This window comes from Hydrogenophaga sp., assembly GCF_025699295.1.
Taxonomy (GTDB): domain Bacteria; phylum Pseudomonadota; class Gammaproteobacteria; order Burkholderiales; family Burkholderiaceae_C; genus Hydrogenophaga.
Window position 1 is genome coordinate 56249 of record NZ_JAILWB010000002.1, and the last position, 21909, is coordinate 78157.

General features: G+C 63.9%; 22 protein-coding genes and 1 tRNA gene. 11 read left to right on the forward strand and 12 right to left on the reverse strand.

The window, feature by feature from the left end:
- Nucleotides 1-53 precede the first annotated feature (53 nt).
- Nucleotides 54-692 (forward strand): TetR/AcrR family transcriptional regulator, encoded by a 639-nt coding sequence (locus K5880_RS01855; RefSeq protein WP_297647960.1) that lies wholly within the window; start codon nt 54-56, stop codon nt 690-692.
- 16 nt (nt 693-708) lie between these two features.
- Here K5880_RS01855 and K5880_RS01860 read toward each other — a convergent pair whose 3' ends face one another.
- Nucleotides 709-2772 (reverse strand): sodium-translocating pyrophosphatase, encoded by a 2064-nt coding sequence (locus K5880_RS01860; RefSeq protein ID WP_297647962.1) that lies wholly within the window; start codon nt 2770-2772, stop codon nt 709-711.
- A 304-nt stretch (nt 2773-3076) separates the two neighbouring features.
- Here K5880_RS01860 and ppa point away from each other — a divergent pair, with 304 nt between their 5' ends.
- Entirely contained in the window at nt 3077-3616 is a 540-nt protein-coding gene (gene ppa / locus K5880_RS01865) for an inorganic diphosphatase (protein WP_297647966.1), read from the forward strand.
- On the opposite strand, the gene K5880_RS01870 is transcribed toward ppa, so the two are convergent.
- Entirely contained in the window at nt 3617-4795 is a 1179-nt protein-coding gene (locus tag K5880_RS01870) for a GNAT family N-acetyltransferase (protein ID WP_297647969.1), read from the reverse strand.
- A gap of 56 nt (nt 4796-4851) precedes the next feature.
- Between K5880_RS01870 and K5880_RS01875 the strand changes: the two genes are divergently transcribed.
- Nucleotides 4852-6531 carry an NAD+ synthase gene (locus K5880_RS01875; RefSeq protein WP_297647972.1) on the forward strand — a complete coding sequence of 560 codons (1680 nt, stop codon included), beginning with the start codon at nt 4852-4854 and terminating at the stop codon, nt 6529-6531.
- Here the strand turns inward: K5880_RS01875 and K5880_RS01880 are convergent.
- Nucleotides 6528-7550 (reverse strand): asparaginase, encoded by a 1023-nt coding sequence (locus K5880_RS01880; RefSeq protein WP_297647975.1) that lies wholly within the window; start codon nt 7548-7550, stop codon nt 6528-6530. The genes K5880_RS01875 and K5880_RS01880 overlap by 4 nt on opposite strands.
- A gap of 110 nt (nt 7551-7660) precedes the next feature.
- Here K5880_RS01880 and K5880_RS01885 point away from each other — a divergent pair, with 110 nt between their 5' ends.
- Nucleotides 7661-7999 (forward strand): P-II family nitrogen regulator, encoded by a 339-nt coding sequence (locus K5880_RS01885; protein WP_297647978.1) that lies wholly within the window; start codon nt 7661-7663, stop codon nt 7997-7999.
- A gap of 3 nt (nt 8000-8002) precedes the next feature.
- Here K5880_RS01885 and K5880_RS01890 read toward each other — a convergent pair whose 3' ends face one another.
- From K5880_RS01890 to K5880_RS01900, 3 genes are read right to left on the reverse strand one after another with little or no spacing between them, the layout of a single operon-like run.
- Nucleotides 8003-8590, reverse strand: a complete 588-nt coding sequence (locus K5880_RS01890; protein WP_297647981.1) for a TIGR00730 family Rossman fold protein — start codon at nt 8588-8590, stop codon at nt 8003-8005.
- A gap of 32 nt (nt 8591-8622) precedes the next feature.
- Complete coding sequence (locus tag K5880_RS01895; RefSeq protein WP_297647983.1) at nt 8623-9021, reverse strand: diacylglycerol kinase; 399 nt, start codon at nt 9019-9021, stop codon at nt 8623-8625.
- Nucleotides 9018-9578 (reverse strand): RDD family protein, encoded by a 561-nt coding sequence (locus K5880_RS01900; RefSeq protein WP_297647986.1) that lies wholly within the window; start codon nt 9576-9578, stop codon nt 9018-9020. Before K5880_RS01900 ends, K5880_RS01895 begins: the two co-directional genes overlap by 4 nt.
- 282 nt (nt 9579-9860) lie before the next feature.
- On the opposite strand from K5880_RS01900, the gene K5880_RS01905 reads away from it, so the two are divergent.
- The 6 genes from K5880_RS01905 (at nt 9861) to K5880_RS01930 (ending at nt 17407) form a co-directional block, all read left to right on the forward strand.
- Nucleotides 9861-11636 (forward strand): acetolactate synthase 3 catalytic subunit, encoded by a 1776-nt coding sequence (locus K5880_RS01905; RefSeq protein WP_297647989.1) that lies wholly within the window; start codon nt 9861-9863, stop codon nt 11634-11636.
- 117 nt (nt 11637-11753) lie between these two features.
- Nucleotides 11754-12245: an acetolactate synthase small subunit gene (ilvN, locus tag K5880_RS01910; RefSeq protein ID WP_297647992.1), complete on the forward strand. Its 492-nt coding sequence runs from the start codon at nt 11754-11756 to the stop codon at nt 12243-12245.
- Nucleotides 12246-12310: 65 nt separating this feature from the next.
- Nucleotides 12311-13327 carry a ketol-acid reductoisomerase gene (ilvC, locus tag K5880_RS01915; RefSeq protein ID WP_297647995.1) on the forward strand — a complete coding sequence of 339 codons (1017 nt, stop codon included), beginning with the start codon at nt 12311-12313 and terminating at the stop codon, nt 13325-13327.
- 154 nt (nt 13328-13481) lie between these two features.
- Nucleotides 13482-14297: a CDP-diacylglycerol--serine O-phosphatidyltransferase gene (gene pssA / locus K5880_RS01920; RefSeq protein WP_297647998.1), complete on the forward strand. Its 816-nt coding sequence runs from the start codon at nt 13482-13484 to the stop codon at nt 14295-14297.
- Nucleotides 14298-14542: 245 nt separating this feature from the next.
- A complete protein-coding gene (locus tag K5880_RS01925) occupies nt 14543-16084 on the forward strand; it encodes a 2-isopropylmalate synthase (RefSeq protein WP_297648001.1) in 1542 nt (513 codons plus the stop codon).
- A 177-nt stretch (nt 16085-16261) separates the two neighbouring features.
- Complete coding sequence (locus K5880_RS01930) at nt 16262-17407, forward strand: serine hydrolase (RefSeq protein WP_297648004.1); 1146 nt, start codon at nt 16262-16264, stop codon at nt 17405-17407.
- 79 nt (nt 17408-17486) lie between these two features.
- Here K5880_RS01930 and K5880_RS01935 read toward each other — a convergent pair whose 3' ends face one another.
- From K5880_RS01935 to K5880_RS01950, 4 genes are all read right to left on the reverse strand, one after another.
- Nucleotides 17487-18287 carry an IclR family transcriptional regulator gene (locus tag K5880_RS01935; protein WP_297648007.1) on the reverse strand — a complete coding sequence of 267 codons (801 nt, stop codon included), beginning with the start codon at nt 18285-18287 and terminating at the stop codon, nt 17487-17489.
- A gap of 66 nt (nt 18288-18353) precedes the next feature.
- A complete protein-coding gene (locus K5880_RS01940) occupies nt 18354-19100 on the reverse strand; it encodes an arginyltransferase (protein WP_297648010.1) in 747 nt (248 codons plus the stop codon).
- Nucleotides 19097-19867, reverse strand: coding sequence for a leucyl/phenylalanyl-tRNA--protein transferase (gene aat / locus K5880_RS01945; RefSeq protein ID WP_297648013.1), 771 nt, complete (start codon nt 19865-19867; stop codon nt 19097-19099). The genes K5880_RS01940 and aat overlap by 4 nt, the downstream gene beginning before the upstream one ends.
- A 30-nt stretch (nt 19868-19897) precedes the next feature.
- Complete coding sequence (locus K5880_RS01950) at nt 19898-20242, reverse strand: VanZ family protein (RefSeq protein ID WP_297648017.1); 345 nt, start codon at nt 20240-20242, stop codon at nt 19898-19900.
- A 50-nt stretch (nt 20243-20292) separates the two neighbouring features.
- Here K5880_RS01950 and K5880_RS01955 point away from each other — a divergent pair.
- Nucleotides 20293-20368, forward strand: a tRNA-Asn gene (locus K5880_RS01955).
- A gap of 68 nt (nt 20369-20436) precedes the next feature.
- Here K5880_RS01955 and K5880_RS01960 read toward each other — a convergent pair.
- Entirely contained in the window at nt 20437-21510 is a 1074-nt protein-coding gene (locus tag K5880_RS01960; RefSeq protein WP_297648020.1) for an NAD(P)/FAD-dependent oxidoreductase, read from the reverse strand.
- A 43-nt stretch (nt 21511-21553) separates the two neighbouring features.
- Nucleotides 21554-21883, reverse strand: coding sequence for a ferredoxin FdxA (gene fdxA / locus K5880_RS01965; RefSeq protein ID WP_297648023.1), 330 nt, complete (start codon nt 21881-21883; stop codon nt 21554-21556).
- Nucleotides 21884-21909 lie beyond the last annotated feature (26 nt).

Below are 21909 nucleotides of genomic sequence, written 5' to 3' on the forward strand. Positions count from 1 at the left end.
GACGGCATGGTGCGCCCCACACGCCTGTCTGTCAAGCCGTAAGATGCCCGGCCATGAAGCCGAAAAACACCCTCGGAACCGTCGGCGTACCCCACGAACACCGCGCGCGCCTGTTGCAGGCGATGGCCACTGTGGCGGCCACGCAGGGCCTGGCGGCGGCCTCGATTGCTGCCGTGGTGGCCGAGGCTGGCGTTTCCAAGCGCACGTTCTATGAACATTTCGTGGACAAGGACGCGTGCTTCCTGGCCCTTTACCGCGCGGCCAGCGCCTCGGCATTGCGCACGCTGAGGGAGTCGGTGCAGCCCGAGCGCCCCTGGCAAGACCAGGTGGAGCACGCGCTCGGTGCCTACCTGGCCCACCTGGCTGCGGGGCCACAACTGATCCGCATGCTGTTCGTGGAGATCCACCACCTGGGCCCCGCGGGCGCTGCCGTGCGCCGCGAAGTGATGCAGCATCTGGCCGACTACATGCTCGAGACCATCAACGCCTGCGGCGTGGTGCTCTCGCCCACCATGGCCATGGCCGCGGTGGGCGGCATTCACGAACTGGTGCTGCAGGCGATCGAGCGCGGTGAGGCGGCGCGACTCGAAGAACTCACACCCACCGCCAGTGCGGTGGTGCGCCTGCTGGCCGGGGTATCGCCGGCATGCGGTGGCACGCAAAAAAGCGGCCCGCCGAAGCGGGCCGTCTGAACTGTCAGGGGGCTGATCAGGCCGCCAGCGGCAGCAGCGGCACGATCAGCAGTGCCACGATGTTGATGATCTTGATCAGCGGGTTGACGGCCGGGCCGGCGGTGTCCTTGTAGGGGTCACCCACGGTGTCACCGGTCACGGCCGCCTTGTGCGCCTCGCTGCCCTTGCCACCGTGGTGGCCGTCCTCGATGTACTTCTTGGCGTTGTCCCAGGCGCCACCGCCGGTGCACATGGAGATGGCCACGAACAGGCCGGTCACGATGGTGCCCATGAGCAGGCCGCCCAGGGCCTGCGGACCGAGGAACACGCCGACCAGAATCGGGACCACCACCGGCAGCAGCGAGGGGATCACCATTTCCTTGATGGCAGCCGTCGTCAGCATGTCGACCGCTTTGCCGTACTCGGGCTTGGCCGTGCCTTCCATGATGCCCGGGATCTCCTTGAACTGGCGGCGCACTTCGACCACCACCGCACCGGCGGCGCGGCCCACGGCTTCCATGGCCATGGCGCCGAACAGGTAGGGAATCATGCCGCCGATGAACAGGCCGATGATCACCATCGGGTTGCTCAGGTCGAAGCTGATCTGGTGGCCGTAGGCCTCCAGCTTGTGGGTGTAGTCGGCGAACAGCACCAGCGCCGCCAGACCGGCGGAGCCGATGGCATAGCCCTTGGTCACAGCCTTGGTGGTGTTGCCCACCGCATCCAGCGGGTCGGTGATGTCGCGCACGCTGCTGGGCAGTTCGGCCATCTCGGCAATGCCGCCAGCGTTGTCGGTGATGGGGCCGTAGGCGTCCAGCGCGACCACGATGCCGGCCATGCTCAGCATGGAGGTGGCGGCAACGGCAATGCCATAGAGACCGGCCAGCGTGTACGAGGCGATGATGCCGACACAGACGAACAGCACCGGCCAGGCCGTGGATCGCATGGACACCCCCAGGCCGGCAATGATGTTGGTGCCGTGGCCGGTGGTCGATGCCTGAGCAATGTGCTTGACCGGGCTGTACTGCGTGCCGGTATAGAACTCGGTGATCCAGACCAGTGCGGCGGTCAGCGCCAGGCCCACGGCACAGGCGCCCCACAGCCGCAGCTGGCTGCCGGTGGCGGTGATGGCGTTGTCCGGCATGATCCAGGCGGTGACGAACCAGAAGGCAATGAGCGAGAGCACGCCGGCAATGGCCAGGCCCTTGTAGAGCGCGGGCATCACGTTCTTCATGCCGGGGCTGGCCTTGACGAAGAAGCAGCCGATGATGGAGGCGATGATGGACACGCCGCCGAGCACCAGCGGGTAGAGCACGGCCTGCATGGGCGCGGCCGCGACCATCAGCGCGCCGAGCACCATGGTGGCGATCAGCGTGACCGCGTAGGTCTCGAACAGGTCGGCGGCCATGCCGGCGCAGTCGCCCACGTTGTCACCCACGTTGTCGGCGATCACCGCCGGGTTGCGCGGGTCGTCCTCGGGAATGCCGGCCTCGACCTTGCCCACCAGGTCGGCTCCCACGTCGGCGCCTTTGGTGAAGATGCCGCCGCCCAGGCGAGCGAAGATGGAGATCAGCGAGGATCCGAAGGCAAAACCGATCAGCGGATTGAGCAGGTTGGCCAGGTTCTTGTCGGGCGTCAGGTTGCCGTTGCCGACCAGGAACCAGAAGAAGCCGGCCACGCCCAGCAGGCCCAGGCCGACCACCAGCATGCCGGTGATGGCGCCGCCGCGAAACGCCACGTCCAGTGCCGGGCCGATCCCCCGGGTGGCGGCCTGCGCGGTGCGCACATTGGCACGCACCGAGATGTTCATGCCGATGAAGCCGCACGCGCCCGAGAGCACGGCACCGAGCACGAAGCCAATGGCGGTGGGGCCGTCCAGGAACAGGCCGATCAGCACGGCAAGCACCACGCCCACGATGCCGATGGTCTTGTACTGGCGGGCCAGATAGGCCGCGGCGCCGGTTTGAATGGCCCCGGCGATTTCCTGCATGCGGGCATTGCCCGCGTCCTGGGAAAGAATCCAGCTGCGGGACCAGAAGCCGTAGACCACGGCCACCAGCCCGCAGGCCAGCGCGAATATCAGCGCAGATTGTCCAACCATCAGATTTACTCCTGCTTGTTTCGACTTGGAGGGGGCAACGCCTCCGGGGATGCCCCCGCTGCGTTGCTTCCTCGCTGCCGGTCTGCGCCGCGTTGCACGGCGTTGAAACAGGGCGATTGGCCAACCCCGCGAATTTAGCGGGAATTGGTGACAACCGTGCGAACCCGCTCCGGGAAGTCAGCCTGGAATCAGTAAAATCAGGGTAAATCCTAGGCGCGCTGGACCGGTTCCCGCGTTCCCCTGTCCTCCAGCGGCCGCCCGTGCGGGCGGCCGCTGTCGTTTCCAACCAACCTCCCTGATCAACATGTCACTCGACAACGTCACCCCTGGAAAAAACGTTCCCGATTCGTTCAACGTCATCATTGAAATCCCGATGAACGCGGACCCGATCAAGTACGAGGTGGACAAGGAAACCGGTGCGATCTTCGTGGACCGCTTCATGAGCACCGCGATGCACTACCCGACCAACTACGGTTACGTGCCCAAGACGATCTCGGGCGACGGCGACCCGGTGGACGTGCTGGTGATCACGCCCGTGCCGCTGATCCCTGGTGTGGTCGTGCCCTGCCGTGCCATCGGCATCCTCAAGATGCAGGACGAGGCCGGCGAGGACGGCAAGGTGCTGGCTGTGCCGATCGACAAGATCCTGTCGATCTACACCCAGTGGCAGAAGCCCGAAGACCTCAACCCGATGCGCCTGAACACCATCCAGCACTTCTTCGAGCACTACAAGGACCTCGAGCCCGGCAAGTGGGTCAAGGTGCTGGGTTGGGAGGGCAAGGAAGCCGCCCACCGTGAAATCCTGGACGGCATCGCCAACTACGAGAAGACCGGCAAGGCCTGATCAGCTTTCTGGTGTGGCGGTCTTCAGGGGGTTGCGCAGGGCCAGGTGCTCCAGATAGTCACCAACGCCTTCGCCCTCCCGCTGCAGGAAGCGTTCGACGGCCTCGGCGAACGCCGGATGGGCCAGCCAGTGCACGCTGCTGGTCTTCACCGGCAGCAGGGCGCGCGCCATCTTGTGCTCGCCCTGGGCTCCGCCTTCGAACCGGCTGAATCCGTGCGCGATGCACCAGTCCAGCGGCTGGTAGTAGCAGGCCTCGAAATGCAGGCAGTCCACGCGCTCCAGGGCGCCCCAGTAGCGGCCGTAGGCGACCCGCGCGCCATCATCGATGGCGATGAGGCTGCTGGCGATGGGGCGGCCGCCACGCTCGGCGACGAACAGCAGCCAGTGCTGCGGCATGGACCGCGCCATGCGCTGGAAGAAGTCGCGGTTCAGGTAGGGCGCGTTGCCGTGCTCGAGGTAGGTGCGTTCGTAGCAGCGGTAGAAGAAGTCCCAGTCCACACTGGCAATGTCGTCGCCGCGCGACCATCGGAACGCGACCCCTGCGTCGTGCACCTTGCGGCGCTCCTGGCGGATCTTTTTGCGCTTCTCCTGTTGCAGGCTCGCGAGGAAGTGGTCGAAGTCCACGAACGGCGCACCGGTCGGGTCCTCGTTCATCCAGTGGAACTGCACCGTGTGACGCAGCATCATGCCGGCCGCCTTGCAGGCGGCGAGGTCCTGTGGCTGCGCGAACAGCAGATGCAGGGATGAAAGGCCTTCCTCGCGCGTATGCGCCACGAGCGCCTGCACCAGGGCGGCGCGCGCCGCGTCGTCGCGTGCCAGCAGACGTGCACCAGGGACCGGTGTAAAGGGCACGGCCACCAGAGCCTTGGGGTAGTAGTCCAGTCCGTGCTGCGCGTAGGCATTGGCCCAGGCCCAGTCGAACACGTACTCGCCATACGAGTGGTTCTTCAGGTACATCGGGCAGGCCGCGTGCAACTCGTCGCCGCGCCACAGCGTCACGAACTGCGCCTGCCAGCCCGCTGGCGGGCAGGCACTGCCACTCGCGTGCAGCGCAGTCAGGTACTCGTGGCGCATGAAGGGGCTCGGGTCCGACTCACGCGTGAGCAGCGCGTTCCATGCCGCAGCGGACACCTCCAGCGGTGAGTTCAGGACCCGGGTGACATAATCGATTTCAGACAAGAACAGCTCCTGCCCGCCGCAGCGGCGTGGCCTTTCCTGCAAGGTTTCCAGACCCCATGACGCTTTCCATTTGTGTCGCCCAGCTCAATTTCGTGGTGGGCGACATGGCGGGCAATGCCCGGAAGATCATCGATGCCGCCACACAGGCCCATGCGCGTGGTGTGCGGCTGCTGCTCACACCCGAACTCGCCATCTGCGGCTACGCCGCCGAAGATCTGTTCCTGCGACCAGCGTTCATCGACGCCTGCGATGATGCCGTGAAAGTGGTGCAGGACGGCACGGCCCACCTCAAAGGCCTGCACATCGTGGTGGGACACCCGGCGCGCACCGCGGCCACCGTGGTCGAACGGCGTGATCGCAGCGTGGCGGTGGCGCGGCTGCACAACGCGGCGAGCGTGGTGCACGAAGGCCATGTGATCTACACCTATGCCAAGCGCGAGCTGCCCAACTACCAGGTATTCGATGAGCGCCGCTACTTCGTACCCGGCGATGCGCCCGGCGTGATCGATGTGGGTGGTGTGCGCGTGGGCCTGCTGATTTGCGAAGACGCCTGGTTCGACACACCGGCGGCCGAGGCCAGCGCCGCGGGGGCTGAGCTGCTGGTGGTCATCAACGCGTCGCCCTTCCACGCCGGCAAGGGTGGCGAGCGCGAGGCCACCATGCGCCAGCGCGTCCAAGCCACCGGCCTGCCTCTGGTCTATGCCCATCTGGTGGGTGGGCAGGACGAAATCGTGTTCGAGGGCCGCAGCTTCGTGCTGGCGGCCGATGGCACGCTGGCCGGGCGCGCGGTGAGTTTCGAGGAGACCCTGTTCGACGCCTGCTTTGTGCGGCAGGAATCGGGCTGGCAGATCACGGCCGGTACCGACCGCGCCCACAGCCCCGAGGCCGATCTGTGGCACGCGCTGGTGCTGGGCGTGCGTGACTACCTGGGCAAGAACGGCTTTCCGGGAGCGATCCTGGGCCTGTCCGGCGGCATCGACTCGGCGCTGGTGCTGGCCATCGCCGTCGATGCGCTGGGCAAGGACCGTGTGCGCACGGTGATGATGCCGTCACCCTACACGGCCGATATCTCCTGGATCGACGCGCGCGACATGGCCGCGCGGCTGGGCGTGCGCTACGACGAGATCGCCATCGCGCCGCAGTTCGAGGCCTTCAAGGCCAGCCTGGCGGGTGAGTTTGCCGGTCTGCCCGAAGACACGACGGAAGAGAACCTGCAGGCGCGCATTCGCGGCACGCTGCTCATGGCGCTGTCCAACAAGTTCGGCAGCATCGTGCTGACCACCGGCAACAAGAGCGAGATGGCCACGGGCTATTGCACGCTGTATGGCGACATGGCGGGTGGCTTCGCGGTCATTAAGGACGTGGCCAAGACCATGGTCTTCAAGCTCGCGCGCTGGCGCAATGCGCACGACCCCTACGGCACAGGTTCCAGCCCGATCCCCGAGCGCATCATCACGCGCCCACCCAGCGCTGAACTCCGCCCGGACCAGAAGGACCAGGACAGCCTGCCCGCCTACGAAGTGCTCGACGCCATCATCGAGCGCTACATGGAGAACGACCAGAGCCCTGAGAGCCTGGTGGCGGCCGGGTTCGAACGCGCCGACGTGGACAAGGTGGTGCGCCTGATCCGCATCAACGAGTACAAGCGCCGCCAGGCGCCAGTGGGCATCCGCGTGACCCACCGCAGCTTCGGCAAGGACTGGCGCTATCCGATCACGAGCAAGTACCGCGCTTAAACCCGCTGTAGCGTCAGCACCGCGCGCATCTCGCCTACCTCGATGCCAGCGGCGTTCTTGAGCGGTGGTGGGATCAGGGTCGCCAGATCCGCGCGGGCCTGATCGCCGAGCCAGTCGAGTTGCTCCAGCGCCGACACGAAGGCCACCATCAAGGGCGGCAGCAGTCCGTCGCTCACCTTGGCGGCGATGCCAACCCCACGGCTGAAGCTCGCGAGCACCTGCACGCCATCGGCGCCCACCTTGCTCACCCAGTCGCCGCGGCCTGCGCGCATCAGCGCGAGGTCGTTGCGCCCCTGGCCACTCACCAGCTCCGGGTGCGCGCTCATGGCGCGCGCAATGCGCTGGGGCGCGCGACCATAGACCGGGTCGGGTTTCTGCAGCGTGAGCCGGGCGAAGGCGTGCGCCAGCGCGCGCAAGGGCAGCGCGTAGTTGGGCGCACTGCAGCCGTCGGTGCCACGGACGAGTTGGTCGATCGGTACACCCGAAAAATGGCTCACGCTCGCGACGATCTTCTGTTGCACCGGGTGGTGGAGGTCGAGGTAGCCCGCCTGCGGCACACCCAGCGCATGGGCCAGCAGCAACATGCCGGTGTGTTTTCCCGAGCAGTTGTGGTGCAGGCGGTTGAACCGCGCCCCTGGCTCGGGCGTGGCGCCAGTGGCGCCGAAGAAGAAGGGCACATGGCTTCCGCAGGCCAGATTCGCTTCGCCGGCGCCGATCTTCGCGAGCAAGGCGGCCACGCGCTCCACGTGCATCGGTTCGCCGCTGTGGCTCGCGCACAGCAGCGCCACGTCGGCGTCGCTCAGTCCATAGCAATCCGCCGCGTGCGCGATCAAGGGCATGGCCTGGAAGGGCTTGAGCGAGGAGCGGGTGAACAGCGGCGCCTCCACGTCGCCCACGCTTGCCAGCAGGCGGCCTTGTGCATCCACCACGGCGAACGAGCCGTGGTGGATGTTCTCGGGGTGGCCGCCGCGGCAGGCGACGGTGATGGGAACGTGGTGGGGCAGCGCGTGTGAGGGCATGTGGGGTGGCGCGAGTTGAATGGCGCAGTGTACGAACAGCGCGCAAGGGCTTGGGCATAATGAAACTGAAACGCAAACCCCTTTCCAAAGCCACGTCCTGGAGACATCGCATGAAGCAGATCACCGCCGTCATCAAGCCTTTCAAGCTGGAAGAGGTGCGCGAGGCGCTGGCCGAGCAGGGTGTGACCGGCCTGACCGTGACCGAGGTGAAGGGCTTTGGTCGCCAGAAGGGCCATACCGAGCTCTACCGCGGTGCCGAGTACGTGGTGGACTTCCTGCCCAAGGTCAAGATCGAGGTGGTGGTGAATTCGGACGATGTCGAGCGCTGTGTCGACGCCATCATCCGGGCGGCGCGCACGGGCAAGATCGGTGACGGCAAGATCTTCGTCACCCCGGTCGAGCGTGTGGTGCGCATCCGCACCGGCGAAGAGGACGAAACCGCCGTCTGAGTCTCAGATCGCTTCCAGGCGGTCGGCGGGTGCCAGACCCGCCGCCTGCACCAGTTCGGGCAGCAGGGCCTCGGCATCGGTGCCGACCCGGATCAGGTCCATCTGCCATTCGCTCATGAAGGCCTGCTCCACGCCGGTGCGTAGGAATGCCATCAAGCCATCGTAGTAGCCACCCGCGTTGAGCAGGCCCACGGGCTTGTCGTGGTAGCCGAGCTGGCGCCAGGTCCAGACTTCAAAGAACTCCTCGAAGGTACCGATGCCACCGGGCAGCGCCAGAAACGCATCGGCCCGCTCCGCCATCATGCGCTTGCGCTCGTGCATGGTGTCGACCACGTGCAGTTCGGTACAGCCGTTGTGGGCCCATTCCTTCTCAACCAGCGCCCTGGGGATGATGCCCACGACGCGCCCGCCCGCAGCCAGGGTGGCTTCGGCGACCACACCCATGAGGCCGTTGCGGCCGCCACCATAGACGAGTTGGCCGCCCCGGTTGCCGATCCATTCGCCCACGGCCCGGGCGGTGTCGATGAAAGCGGCATCGGCGCCCGGGCGCGAGCCGCAGTACACGCAGAGCGAAAAGGCGGGTGAGGTCATGGTGTCGGGGAAGGAATGGAAAACCGGGTGGCTCACGCCCAGCGCGCCCAGATTGCGGCCAGCCAGATGCCGGCGCACAGCAGCAGGCTGAGCAACACGGCGGCACTGCCCATGTCCTTGGCGCGTTTGGACAGGTCATGCCATTCCGGGCCGATGCGGTCGATGGCGGTTTCGATGCCGGTGTTGAGCAACTCCACCACCATCACGAGCACCACCGAGGCACAAAGCAAGGCGGTTTCGACCCAGTTGCGTCCGAGCCAGAAGCCGGCAGGGACCAGCACCAGCGCAGCCAGTGCCTCCTGGCGAAATGCGGTCTCGCCCCAGCCCGCCCGCAGGCCTGCCAGTGAATAGCCGAAGGCGTGCACAAGGCGCGACAGACCGGTGCGGCGCTTTTGCGCGTCGACGGGTTCCTGGAGGCCTGGTTCGCTCATGGCCTTGTGCGCGCCGGCCCTGGCGGCGGGATGTGGTGCACGAGCCGTGTGCCAGCCAGCGCATCGTGCAGGAACTGGCGCTGGGGGTGGAAGCGCGAGAGCAGCGCCCAGATCAGGACCCAGCCGATCAGCAGCACGGCCAGCTCGCCGCCGGGCAGGGCCATTGCGCCGGAAACCGCCAGTGGCGGCAGCAGCCAGAGCCACGACAACAGATAGCGCAGCAGCGCACGCGGCTGGGTCAGTGGCTGTCCCTTGCGGTCCACCACGCGGATGTGCCAGGTCTTCATGGCCAGGGTCTGCCCCTTGGCCCAGAACCAGGTGAAGTAGACGCCGAACACAATGAAAAGGAAGGCCTGCTGCGCATGCCGGTTGTCCAGGGCATGGCGGGTCTGTGTCAGGGTGGAAAACAGGTAGCCCGCGATGAACACCACGCCGAACATCAGCATGCCCTCGTAGAGCCAGCAGGCCATGCGGCGGCGCAGGGAGGGCGCAACCAGGTGGGTGCCGCGCTCAGGGCTGGAGGAGGGGGATGTCGAGGTCGGCAGGGAGGCGGACATGGGGGCGGGGCAAGGGAAGGGCAGCGGTCGCGAAAGGCTCGAATTGTCGCATTGCCGATGGGGACTTCGCCTTTTTGAAGTCGTTCGCGGACCGGGTGGCTGGAAAACCCGTGTTGCAGTGCGATAATGCGCGCTGCAGTTCAAAACAAGGCAAACGGATCAGGGTCCGGCGGGGTATGTGCCCGCTCATGTCCATTGGTCTCAAGTCTCGACACCGCTCCACAAGAGATGGTCTAGAGGCACCCAAGGTTTTTCGTCAGAGAAATTCTCGAAAGGTTCATCATGGAAATCAGCAAGGCCGAACTGGCCTCGGCTGCCGCCGCCACTGGCGCAGCCCCTCAAGACCTCCGCGGCGCAGAAATCCTCGTCAAGGCCCTCCAGGCCGAGGGTGTGAAGTACATCTGGGGTTATCCCGGTGGTGCCGTACTGCACATCTACGACGCTTTCTACAAGCAGGACACCATCCAGCATGTGCTGGTGCGTCACGAGCAGGCCGCCGTGCACGCGGCCGACGGCTATGCACGCGCAACCGGCGACGTGGGTGTGGCGCTCGTCACTTCCGGCCCGGGCGTGACCAACGCCGTCACCGGCATCGCCACCGCCTATATGGACAGCATCCCGATGGTGATCATCACCGGCCAGGTGCCCACGGCCGCCATTGGCCTGGACGCCTTCCAGGAGTGCGACACCGTCGGCATCACGCGACCCATCGTCAAGCACAACTTCCTGGTCAAGGATGCGCGCGACATGGCGATGGTCATGAAGAAGGCCTTTCACATCGCCCGCAGCGGCCGCCCAGGACCGGTGGTGGTGGACATTCCCAAGGACGTGTCATTCAACAAGGTGCCTTACAACGGCTACCCCGAGACGGTGGAGATGCGCTCGTACAACCCGGTGCGCAAGGGGCATGGCGGCCAGATCCGCAAGGCGTTGCAGTTGCTGCTGGCGGCCAAGCGTCCCTACATCTATACCGGTGGTGGCGTGCTGCTGGGCAACGCCACGAACGAGTTGCGCACCCTGGTGGACATGCTGGGTTACCCGGTTACCAACACGCTCATGGGCCTGGGCGCATACCCCGCGACGGACCGCAAGTTCCTCGGCATGCTGGGCATGCACGGCACGATTGAAGCCAACAACGCCATGCAGAACTGCGACGTGCTGCTGGCCGTGGGCGCGCGCTTCGACGACCGGGTGATCGGCAATCCCAAGCACTTTGCTCAGAACGAGCGCAAGATCATCCACATCGACATCGATCCGTCGAGCATTTCCAAGCGAGTCAAGGTCGACGTGCCCATCGTGGGCGATGTCAAGGATGTGCTGACCGAACTGATCAACATGGTGCGTGAGAGCGCTGCGCGCGCCGACGAGAAGGCCCTCGCGGAATGGTGGAAGACCATCGAGGCCTGGCGCTCGCGCGACTGTCTGAAGTACGACCGCGACAACACCGACGTGATCAAGCCGCAGTACGTGATCGAGACGCTGTGGAACATGACCAGAGACTCGGACGCCTATGTCACGTCCGACGTCGGCCAGCACCAGATGTGGGCGGCGCAGTACTACCGTTTCAACGAGCCGCGACGCTGGATCAACTCCGGCGGTCTGGGCACCATGGGCGTGGGCATTCCTTATGCCATGGGCATCAAGCTGGCCAAGCCCGAGAGCGAGGTGTTCTGCGTCACTGGCGAGGGTTCGGTGCAGATGTGCATCCAGGAGCTCTCCACCTGCCTCCAGTACAACACGCCGATCAAGATCATGGCGTTGAACAACCGCTACCTCGGCATGGTGCGGCAGTGGCAGGAGATCGACTACGAAGGACGCTATAGCCACAGCTACATGGACGCACTGCCCAACTTCGTGAAGCTCGCCGAGGCCTATGGCCATGTCGGCATGCTGATCGAACGACCGCAGGACGTGGAAGGCGCTCTTCGCGAGGCGCGCAAGCTCAAGGACCGCACCGTGTTCATGGACTTCCGCACCGATCCGACGGAGAACGTGTTCCCCATGGTCAAGGCTGGCAAGGGCATCACCGAGATGCTGCTGGGTTCCGAAGACCTGTAAAGACCCAAGCGAAGCGGTGGACGCGGTTCACTGCTTCATCCCTTTAGACGAATCTATTGCTTGCCAAGCCTGTGCATTACCGTGCGCAGGGGAGGGCGGTGAAAAGAGGAATCGAACATGAAACACATCATTGCTGTCCTGCTGGAAAACGAACCCGGGGCGCTGTCCCGCGTGGTCGGGCTGTTCTCAGCCCGGGGCTACAACATCGAATCGCTCACGGTGGCGCCCACCGAGGACCCGAGCTTGTCCCGCATGACGATCCAGACCACGGGGTCGGACGATGTCATCGAGCAGATCACCAAGCACCTCAACCGCCTGATCGAGGTGGTCAAGGTGGTCGATCTCACGGAGGGTTCCTACACCGAGCGCGAGCTCATGATGGTGAAGGTGCGCGCGGTGGGCAAGGAGCGCGAGGAAATGAAGCGCATGGCCGACATCTTCCGCGGCCGCATCATCGACGTGACCGAAAAGAGCTACACCATCGAACTCACGGGTGACCAAGGCAAGAACGATGCTTTCCTGGTGGCGATCGACCGCTCGGCCATTCTGGAGACGGTACGTACCGGCGCCAGCGGCATCGGCCGTGGCGAACGCATTCTCAGGGTGTAAGACAATCCTTCGTTTTCCGATCAAACCAATCAACTACGCAACCACGCATTCAACCTGGAGCCAACATGAAAGTTTTCTACGACAAAGACTGTGACCTGTCCCTGATCAAGGGCAAGACCGTGGCCATCATTGGCTATGGCAGCCAGGGTCACGCGCACGCCCAGAACCTCAACGACAGCGGCGTCAAGGTCGTGGTGGGCCTGCGCAAGGGTGGCGCGTCCTGGGACAAGGTCGGCAAGGCTGGCCTGAACGTCATGGAAGTCAACGACGCAGTCAAAGCTGCAGACGTGGTCATGATCCTCCTGCCCGACGAACAGATTGCCGAGGTGTACAAGAACAATGTCGAGCCCAACATCAAACAGGGTGGCTCGCTCGCGTTCGCGCACGGCTTCAACGTGCACTACAACCAGGTCGTGCCGCGCGCCGATCTGGACGTGTGGATGGTGGCCCCCAAGGCGCCTGGCCATACCGTGCGCAATACCTACACCCAGGGCGGAGGCGTGCCCCACCTCGTGGCCGTGCACCAGGACAAGAGCGGCAAGGCCCGCGACCTGGCGCTGAGCTATGCAATGGCCAACGGTGGAGGCAAGGCCGGCATCATCGAAACCAACTTCAAGGAAGAGACCGAGACCGACCTGTTCGGTGAGCAGGCCGTTCTTTGCGGCGGCGCGGTCGAGCTGATCAAGATGGGCTACGAGACGCTGGTGGAAGCCGGTTACGCGCCCGAGATGGCCTACTTCGAGTGCCTGCACGAACTCAAGCTCATTGTGGACCTGATCTACGAAGGCGGGATCGCCAACATGAACTACTCGATCTCGAACAACGCCGAGTACGGTGAGTATGTGACCGGCCCCGAGGTCATCAACGAGCAGTCGCGCGTGGCCATGCGCAACGCGCTCAAGCGCATCCAGAACGGCGAGTACGCGAAGATGTTCATTGCCGAGGGTCGCACCAACTACCCGAGCATGACCGCTCGCCGCCGCAACACGGCCGATCACAGCATCGAGGTGGTGGGAGCGCAACTGCGCGCGATGATGCCGTGGATCGCAAAGAACAAACTGGTGGACCAGACGCGAAACTGATTGTTGCGGCACCCGGCGCAGCCATGACAGAGGCCACTTCGGTGGCCTCTGCCGTTTTTCACCTCGCGATCCCTGCCTTACACTGGGACACTCTGCGCAGGACAGCTGGCGCAGCGGCCGACGGCCCGTGATACGACAGAAAAGAAAGGCCTTCATGCACGATGGAACCGACCCCCACATGACGCAGGATCAGGAGCGCCCCAAGCGGCCCAAGGGCATCTACATGGTGCCGAACATGATCACGCTTGCGGCTCTGTTCGGTGGTTTCTATTCGGTGGTCATGGCCATGAACGGGCGCTACGATCTGGCAACCCTGGGCATTTTCGTGGCCATGGTCCTCGACAGCCTGGATGGGCGTGTGGCCCGTCTCACCAACACCCAAAGCGCCTTCGGCGAACAGATGGACTCGCTGTCCGACATGGTTTCCTTTGGCGCGGCGCCAGCGCTCATCGCCTACGAATGGGCGTTGCGCGACATCGGCCGCTGGGGCTGGATTGCGGCCTTCGTGTACTGTGCCTGCGCGGCGCTGAGACTGGCGCGCTTCAACGTGAATACCGCTGTGGTGGACAAGCGCTATTTCCAGGGCCTGCCATCGCCGGCTGCTGCCGCGCTGGTCGCCGGCTTCATCTGGCTCATGACCGAACTCGGCATTCGCCCGCAGGATGTCACCTGGCCGATGTTCGTCATCACCCTATATACCGGTCTGACCATGGTGACCAATGTACCCTTCTACAGCTTCAAGGACCTGAGCCTGAAGAGGAGCGTGCCTTTCGCCGCAATCGTGCTGGTGGCGTTGGGCATCGCCGTGATCAACATTCACCCACCCACGGTGCTGTTCGCGCTGTTCGTTGTGTATGGGCTCTCAGGCTATGCGGTTTACTGCTGGCGCAAGGCCAAAGGACGCCCCACCAGCGTGATCAGCACATCCACCGACGAGCCCGACGAGCGCGGCCTGCACAGCGACGACTGATTCGCAGAGACGACTCGCCGGGGCTGGCGCGTCTTCAGGCCTGTCCACCGGCTTTGTGCTACATTGCGATCCATGTTCCAGATTTCCCTCTCGCTACTACTGGGTGTCCACCACGGGCAGGTCTGGTAGCGCGCGAGCGATTTCCCAAAAACGGCCCGTTTGCACCTGCAGCGGGCCGTTTTTGCTTCTGGAACTGCAGGTTTTTTTGAAGCTTTGCCCACGAGGCGATTCATCGGAGCATTGAGATGAGCGACAAACTGATCATTTTTGACACCACCTTGCGCGACGGCGAGCAATCTCCCGGTGCCTCCATGACGAAGGACGAGAAACTGCGCATTGCGCGCCAGCTCGAACGTCTGAAGGTGGACGTCATCGAGGCCGGGTTTGCCGCCAGCTCCAACGGCGACTTCGACTGCGTGCAGGCCATCGCCAACACCATCAAGGACTCCACGGTGTGTTCGCTGGCACGCGCCAACGACCGCGACATCGCGCGCGCGGCCGAGGCGCTCAAAGGGGCTCAGCGCGCCCGCATCCATACCTTCATTGCCACCAGTGCACTGCACATGGAGAAGAAGCTGCGCATGACGCCCGAGCAGGTGCTGGAGCAGGCAGTGCAGTCGGTGCGCTTCGCGCGCAATCTGGTCGACGACATCGAGTTCAGTCCGGAAGACGGCTACCGGAGCGATCCGGATTTCCTCTGCCGCGTTCTGGAGGCCGTGATCAAGGAAGGGGCGACGACACTCAACATTCCTGACACGGTGGGCTACGCCATACCCGAGTTGTACGGAGAGTTCATCCGCAACCTGCGCGAGCGCGTGCCCAACGCCGACAAGGCGATCTGGTCGGTGCATTGCCACAATGACCTGGGGATGGCCGTGGCGAACTCGCTTGCGGGGGTGAAGATCGGCGGCGCACGCCAGGTCGAATGCACCATCAACGGGCTGGGTGAGCGTGCGGGCAACTGTTCACTCGAAGAGATCGTGATGGCGGTGCGCACTCGGCGTGACTACTTCGGCCTCGACATCGGCGTGGACGCGACGCAGATCGTGCCGGCCAGCCGCATGGTCAGTCAGACCACGGGTTTCGTCGTGCAACCCAACAAGGCCGTGGTGGGCGCCAACGCATTTGCTCACGCCAGCGGCATTCACCAGGATGGTGTGCTCAAGGCGCGCGACACCTACGAAATCATGCGGGCAGAGGATGTGGGCTGGAGTGCCAACAAGATCGTGCTGGGCAAACTCAGTGGGCGCAATGCCTTCAAGCAACGCCTGCAGGATCTGGGCATCGAGATGGAGTCCGAGAGCGAGATCAACACCGCGTTTGCCGCGTTCAAGGAGCTGGCCGACCGCAAGAGCGAAATCTTCGACGAGGACATCCTCGCCCTGTGCAGCGACGAGAGCGTGACTGCCGAGAAGGAACAGTACGGCCTCGTGTCGCTCAAGCAGCGCAGCGAAACCGGCGAACGGCCGCATGCCAGTGTGGTGTTCACCGTGGAGGGCAAGGAAATCCAGGGCGAAAGCGACGGCAACGGCCCGGTGGACGCGTCGCTAAAGGCGATCGAGAACCACGTCAAGAGTGGCGCCGAGCTGGTGCTGTACTCGGTCAACGCCATCACGAGTGGATCGACCGAGAGCCAGGGTGAAGTCACGGTGCGGCTGCAACACGGCGGGCGTGTGGTCAACGGCGTGGGGGCGGACCCGGACATCGTGGTGGCGTCGGCCAAGGCTTATCTGAGTGCGCTGAACAAGCTGCACAGCAAAGCCGACCGGGTCGCTGCTCAAGGATAATACTCAATTAAATCAAAGGCTTGCGGTATTTTGTTTCTTGATCCGCAGAATTGACACCAAAAGTAGCGCCTGTTCTACCGATCACTGAAGATAATTACCCAAGCTTTTGATATTGCTAGTTTTTTTCCGCGTGCTTATACTCCACTCCTGCGCAATTCCTGTTGCTGGAGTGAAGTCATGGTCATCGGCGTCAATCACCTTCGCAAATTCCTGCTGACGGCAGCCATTGCTTGCTGGGTGACGTTGTCCCTGACGCCAGCTCCTGTCGAAGCTGCAACCACTGGAAAAACCACAAAGAAGGCGGTGGCCTCCAAGACCTCGGTCAAGCGCAGCGTTGCGTCGACGCGCAAGTCCCCATCCAAAGTGGCCAAGACCCCGACGCGCAAGACGGCCAGCGCTTCCCGCAGGACCGCCAACCGGGTCAAGGTGCAGATGGCGGCGGGCAAATCCGGCTCGCTGCACAAGGTGGCTGTGCGCAAGAACCCCGTGGCGCATGCCGCCGTACAGCCGCGCCGCTCGAACGGAGAGCGCCTGGGTCTGCGCTCGATGGACGATCCGCTTGATCTCAACTCGAGCGTGGCGCTGGTGATCGATCAGGAAACGAATGAAGTGCTGTTCAGCAAGAACGATGCGGCCGTGCTGCCGATCGCGTCGCTGACCAAGCTCATGACGGGTTTGGTGATTGCCGAGGCCAATCTCGACATGGAAGAGATGATCACCATCACCCGGGATGACGTGGACACCTACAAGGGCAGCCGTTCGCGGTTGGCCGTTGGCAGCACGCTCAGTCGCGGTGAACTGTTGCACCTGGCGCTGATGTCCAGCGAAAACCGGGCGGCGCACGCGCTCGGGCGTACCCACCCAGGTGGGCTGGACGAGTTTGTTCGCCTGATGAATCGCAAAGCCGACGAGCTTGGCATGGCCGATACCCGCTACGTGGAGCCGACTGGTCTTTCGAGCCAGAATCAGTCGAGCGCACGCGACCTTGCCACACTGGTCTCGGTCGCTTACGAGCGCCCGATCCTGCGCAGCCTGTCCACCTCGCCGGGATATGAAGTGGAGCTGGGCCGCCGAACCCTCCACTACAACAACTCCAACCGCCTCGTCAAGAACCCGTCATGGGATATCGGTCTGCAGAAAACGGGCTACATCTCGGAGGCTGGGCGCTGTCTCGTCATGCAGGCCAAGGTGGCGGGCCGCCAGTTGATCATGGTCTTCCTCGACTCGGCGGGCACGCTCAGTCGCCTTCGGGATGCCGAACGGGTGCGGCGCTGGGTGGAGGTGCAGACCGACACGCATCCTGCGGTCAGGCCGCAGGGCTGACAAGGCTGCTGTACACAAGTACACAAGAGAAAAGGCCCCACCGGGGCCTTTTCTCTTGTGTACAGCGCGGTCGGTTTGTTCAGCGTGCCGCGGACGGGTTGGGGACCTTCGGACACCCCAGGGCCATGGAGATCTCCGCCGCTGTCGAGCGCAGCTTGGGTACCCAGCTCTCGTCAATGCGATCGGCCGGCGCGGAGATGGACAAACCCGCCACCAGTTTGCTCTGGTCGTCGTAGATGCCGGCGGCCATGCAGCGCACGCCCATTTCCAGTTCTTCGTTGTCGCGTGCCAGACCGGCCTGGCGGCATTGCAACAGTTCACGCTCCAGCGTGCTCAACTGGGTCAGGCTGTTGCGGGTGTTGCCCGCAAGTCCGGTGCGTGTGGCATAGGCGCGCACCCTTTGAGGTTCGTCATCCGCCAGAAAGAGTTTGCCCACCGAGGTCAGGTGCAAAGGGGCGCGTCCACCGATGGCGCGCACCACCTGCATGCCCGAGCGCTCGCTGTAGGCGCGCTCCACGTACACGATTTCATCGCCCTGGCGCACGCTCAGATTGACGGGCTGCTGGATCAGCTTGTGCAGCTCACGCATGGGGAGCAAGGCCGCATCCCTGACGCTCAGGCGGGCCTTGACCAGATTGCCCAGTTCCAGCAGCCGCATGCCCAGGCGGTAGCTGCCAGCTTCCGGGCGATCAACAAAGCGGCCAATGGTCAGGTCGTTGAGGATGCGGTGCGCGGTGGACGGATGAAGGCCCGTCTTTTCGCTGATGTCCTTCAGCGACACTGGCTCTTCACGCGATGCGAGCACCTCCAGCAGATTGAACATGCGCTCGATGACCTGAACGGTCGGCGTGCTGGGGAGAGACTCGGAACGTTTGGTCATGGGTGGCAATGGTAGCGTCTGATTTTACAAGATGAAATCAGAGCCCAGGCGCTGCGCGCCGCAAACTCACCGCCGCCGGCGGGATTCAACCCATCTGCCATCGTGAAGCAGCTCATGGGGACGGAACCCCGCCTTGTAGCTCATCTTGCTGCTCTGGCCGATCCAGTAGCCGAGATACACATGAGGCAGCTCCAGTGCGCGGGCCTGATCAATCTGCCATAGCACGCTGTAGGTACCGTAGCTTGCTTTCTCCTCAGGCTCGTAGAAGGTGTAAACCGCCGACAGCCCGTCGTTGAGTACATCCACGATTGACACCATCTTGAGTTTCGAAGGTCGCCCATGCGCGGCCGGTTCGTGAAACTCCACCAGGCGTGAGTTGACACGGCTCTGAAGCAGGAATTGCGTGTATTGGTCGATGCTGTCGTGGTCCATGCCACCGCCTGCGTGGCGGCTGTTCTGGTACCGGAGGTATAGCTGGTAGTGCTCCGGGATGAAACACAGCTTGAGCACGCGTGTCTGGAGCATGCCATGTTGCGCTTTTGAGCGGCGCTGACTGCGGCTGGGGGAGAACGTCGCCACGGGCACGCGCAGCGGCACGCAGGCGTGGCAGCCATCGCAGTACGGACGGTAGGTGAACATGCCGCTGCGGCGAAAGCCGTGCGTGACCAGATCCGAGTAGGCGTCGTTGTGGATCAGGTGGCTGGGCGTGGCCACCTGCGAGCGGGCCTGGCGGTCAGGCAGGTAGCTGCACGGGTAGGGCGCTGTGGCGTAAAACTGCAGCGCCTGCAGCGGAAGTTCTTTGAGATGGGTCACGCGCGAGGACCGTCTTCAGAGAGGAGGTTCTGCCAGTATACGGGCAGGAATTTCCACACTGGTGCGGGATTCAGCACGGCCATGCTCACATGCCGGCAAAAGTCTTCGCGGGTCATCAGGTGCCCGCCCTGCGATGCCAGGTGGGCCGTGTTCTGCTGGCAGTCGATCAAGGGCAGGTCATGGGCGCGGCAGAAGGCAATGAGGCCGGCCAGGGCGATCTTGGATGCATCATTGCGACGACTGAACATCGATTCACCGAACACCATGGAGCCGAGGTTGACGCAATACAGGCCGCCTGCGAGTTCGCCATCCAGCCACGTTTCCACGCTGTGCACCAGGCCCGCCTGGTGCAGCCGGACATAGGCTTCCACCATGGCGGGCAGGATCCAGGTGCCTGACTGGCCATTGCGTGGCGTGTGGGCGCAGGCCTTTATCACGCGCTCGAAATCTTGATCGATGCGTACCTCAAGGCGGTTTTCGCGCAGCAGGCGCACGAGCGTCTTTCGCAGCGAGCGGTGCAGGCGGAACGCGGACGGTTCGAGCACCATGCGCGGGTCGGTGCTCCACCAGAGGATGGGCTGACCCGCGCTGTACCAGGGGAAGATGCCACGCGAGTACGCTGCCACCAGCGTCGGCTGGTCGAGCACGCCGCCTGCGGCGAGCAGCCCGGGTGCCGGGTCGGCGGCGCTCCACGCGGTTTCCACAGGCGGAAAGGCCTGTCCAGGCTCCAGCCATGGCAAAGCGCGGTTGGGCGGGGTGTGTGACATGGCGCTATTGTGCGCGGCGGCCGTGCGGATTCAAGGTGTCGGAGGCTTGGTTCCTCGCACAAGTGTCCATGCCGCGGCGCCCATCAGGATGCCAACGCCATCACCCAGCAGATCCAGCCATTCGCCAAAGCGCCAGCCCGTCGCGGTCTGGGCAAGTTCGATGGCGGCACCGAACGCGAGCAGAGACAGGACCACGCGTGAAGGGTGCTGTGGGTACGAAAACAAGCCCAGCACGCCCAGCCAGGCGAATCCGGCCGCATGCTGGGCTTTGTCCCAGATGTTGAAGGACTGGGCGGGCAGCAGTTCCACAGGCACGAGCGATGCGATGGTGAGCGCCAGAACGCTCAGCCAGAAAGCGGGTTTGATGATCGACATGAAAGAGGGTCTCAGAAAGCCAGAAAAACGACGCTATAATTCGAGGCTGTTCCCTGATAGCTCAGTCGGTAGAGCGACGGACTGTTAATCCGCAGGTCCCTGGTTCGAGTCCAGGTCGGGGAGCCAGAGATGCAAAAAAGACAAAGGCCTTCTTCGGAAGGCCTTTGTCTTTTGTATGGCTCGCAGGCGGCCATTCAGTCGAACACCGGCGAATTCACACCCAGTACCTTGTGCAGCTTCGGGCTGGTCGTGGTGTATTGCAGCATGACTTTCTTGTCTGGAAAGATGAACGGCGCAGCGCCGAACGCCGCCAGGGCGCATTCGTGGAAGCCGGAAAGTATCAGCTTCTTCTTGCCGGGGTAGGTGTTGATGTCACCTACCGCGAAGATGCCGGGAACGCTGGTTGAAAATTTCTCCGTGTCCACCAGCAGTTGCTTTCGCTCGATGTCCAGGCCCCAGTCGGCAATCGGCCCGAGCTTCGGGGACAGACCGAAGAACACAAGCAACGCATCCATGGGAACGACGCGCGTCAAGGCGTCGGGCCCTGTGACCTTGAGACCGCTCAGGTGGCCAACGGTTTCTTCGATCCCTGTGACCTGCCCCACGACGAATTGCATCTGTTGGCGCTCGCACAACTCGCGCATCCGGCTCACGCTGGCTGGCGCCGCCTGAAAGCCGTCGCGCCGGTGGATAAGGATCACGCTTGCGGCGCGGTGCGGACCGTCGGCGGCGAAGTTCAAGGCCCAGTCCAGCGCCGAATCGCCACCGCCCACGATGACCAGGTCCTTGCCCGCAAACCGGGCCGGGTCCTTCACGCGGTAGAACACCTGCTTGTTTTCATACGCCTCCAGGCCGTCGACTTTGAGCGTGCGTGGCTGGAAAGCTCCGACACCCGCAGCGATGAACAGCGTTCTGGTGAGGAACCGGGTGCCCCGGGAGGTGGCCACATGGAAGCGGCCATCGTCCAGCGGCTGAACCGTGCTGACTTCCTGGCCTAGATGGAAGATGGCGCCGAAGGGCTTGATCTGTTCGAGCAGTCGGTCGGTGAGTTCCTGGCCCGTGCACACCGGGATGGCGGGGATGTCGTAGATGGGCTTGTCGGGGTAGAGCTCGGTCGGCTGGCCACCGGGGTAAGGCAGCGCGTCGATGACGTGGGCCTTGATCTCCAGCAAACCGAGTTCGAAGACCTGAAACAGCCCCACAGGGCCGGCGCCGACGACGACGGCGTCCGTCTCGATCGGGCCGTCCTGTGCTGTAGCGAGAGTCATGACGTCCCGGGTCGGCTCCGAGTTCATCGTGCGCGCCCGGCGATCAGCGCAGCAACTCGGACAGCTTGTCGGTGCGGTCTTTCCACTCTTCCGCGTCTTCCAGCGGGGCCTTGCGCTTGGTGATGCTCTTCCAGCCCGGCAGCCGGGCCAGTTCGGCGTTGAGTTCGGTCATGTGCTGCTGGTCCTTGGGCAGGTCTTCCTCGGCGTAGATCGCACTTACCGGGCACTCGGGGATGCACACTGCGCAGTCGATGCACTCGTCCGGGTCGATGGTCAGGAAGTTCGGGCCTTCGCGGAAGCAGTCGACGGGACAGACGTCCACACAATCGGTGTATTTGCAGCGGATGCAGGCTTCGGTGACAACGTGGGTCATGGTGGTGGTCGGAGTCGGAGTAACCC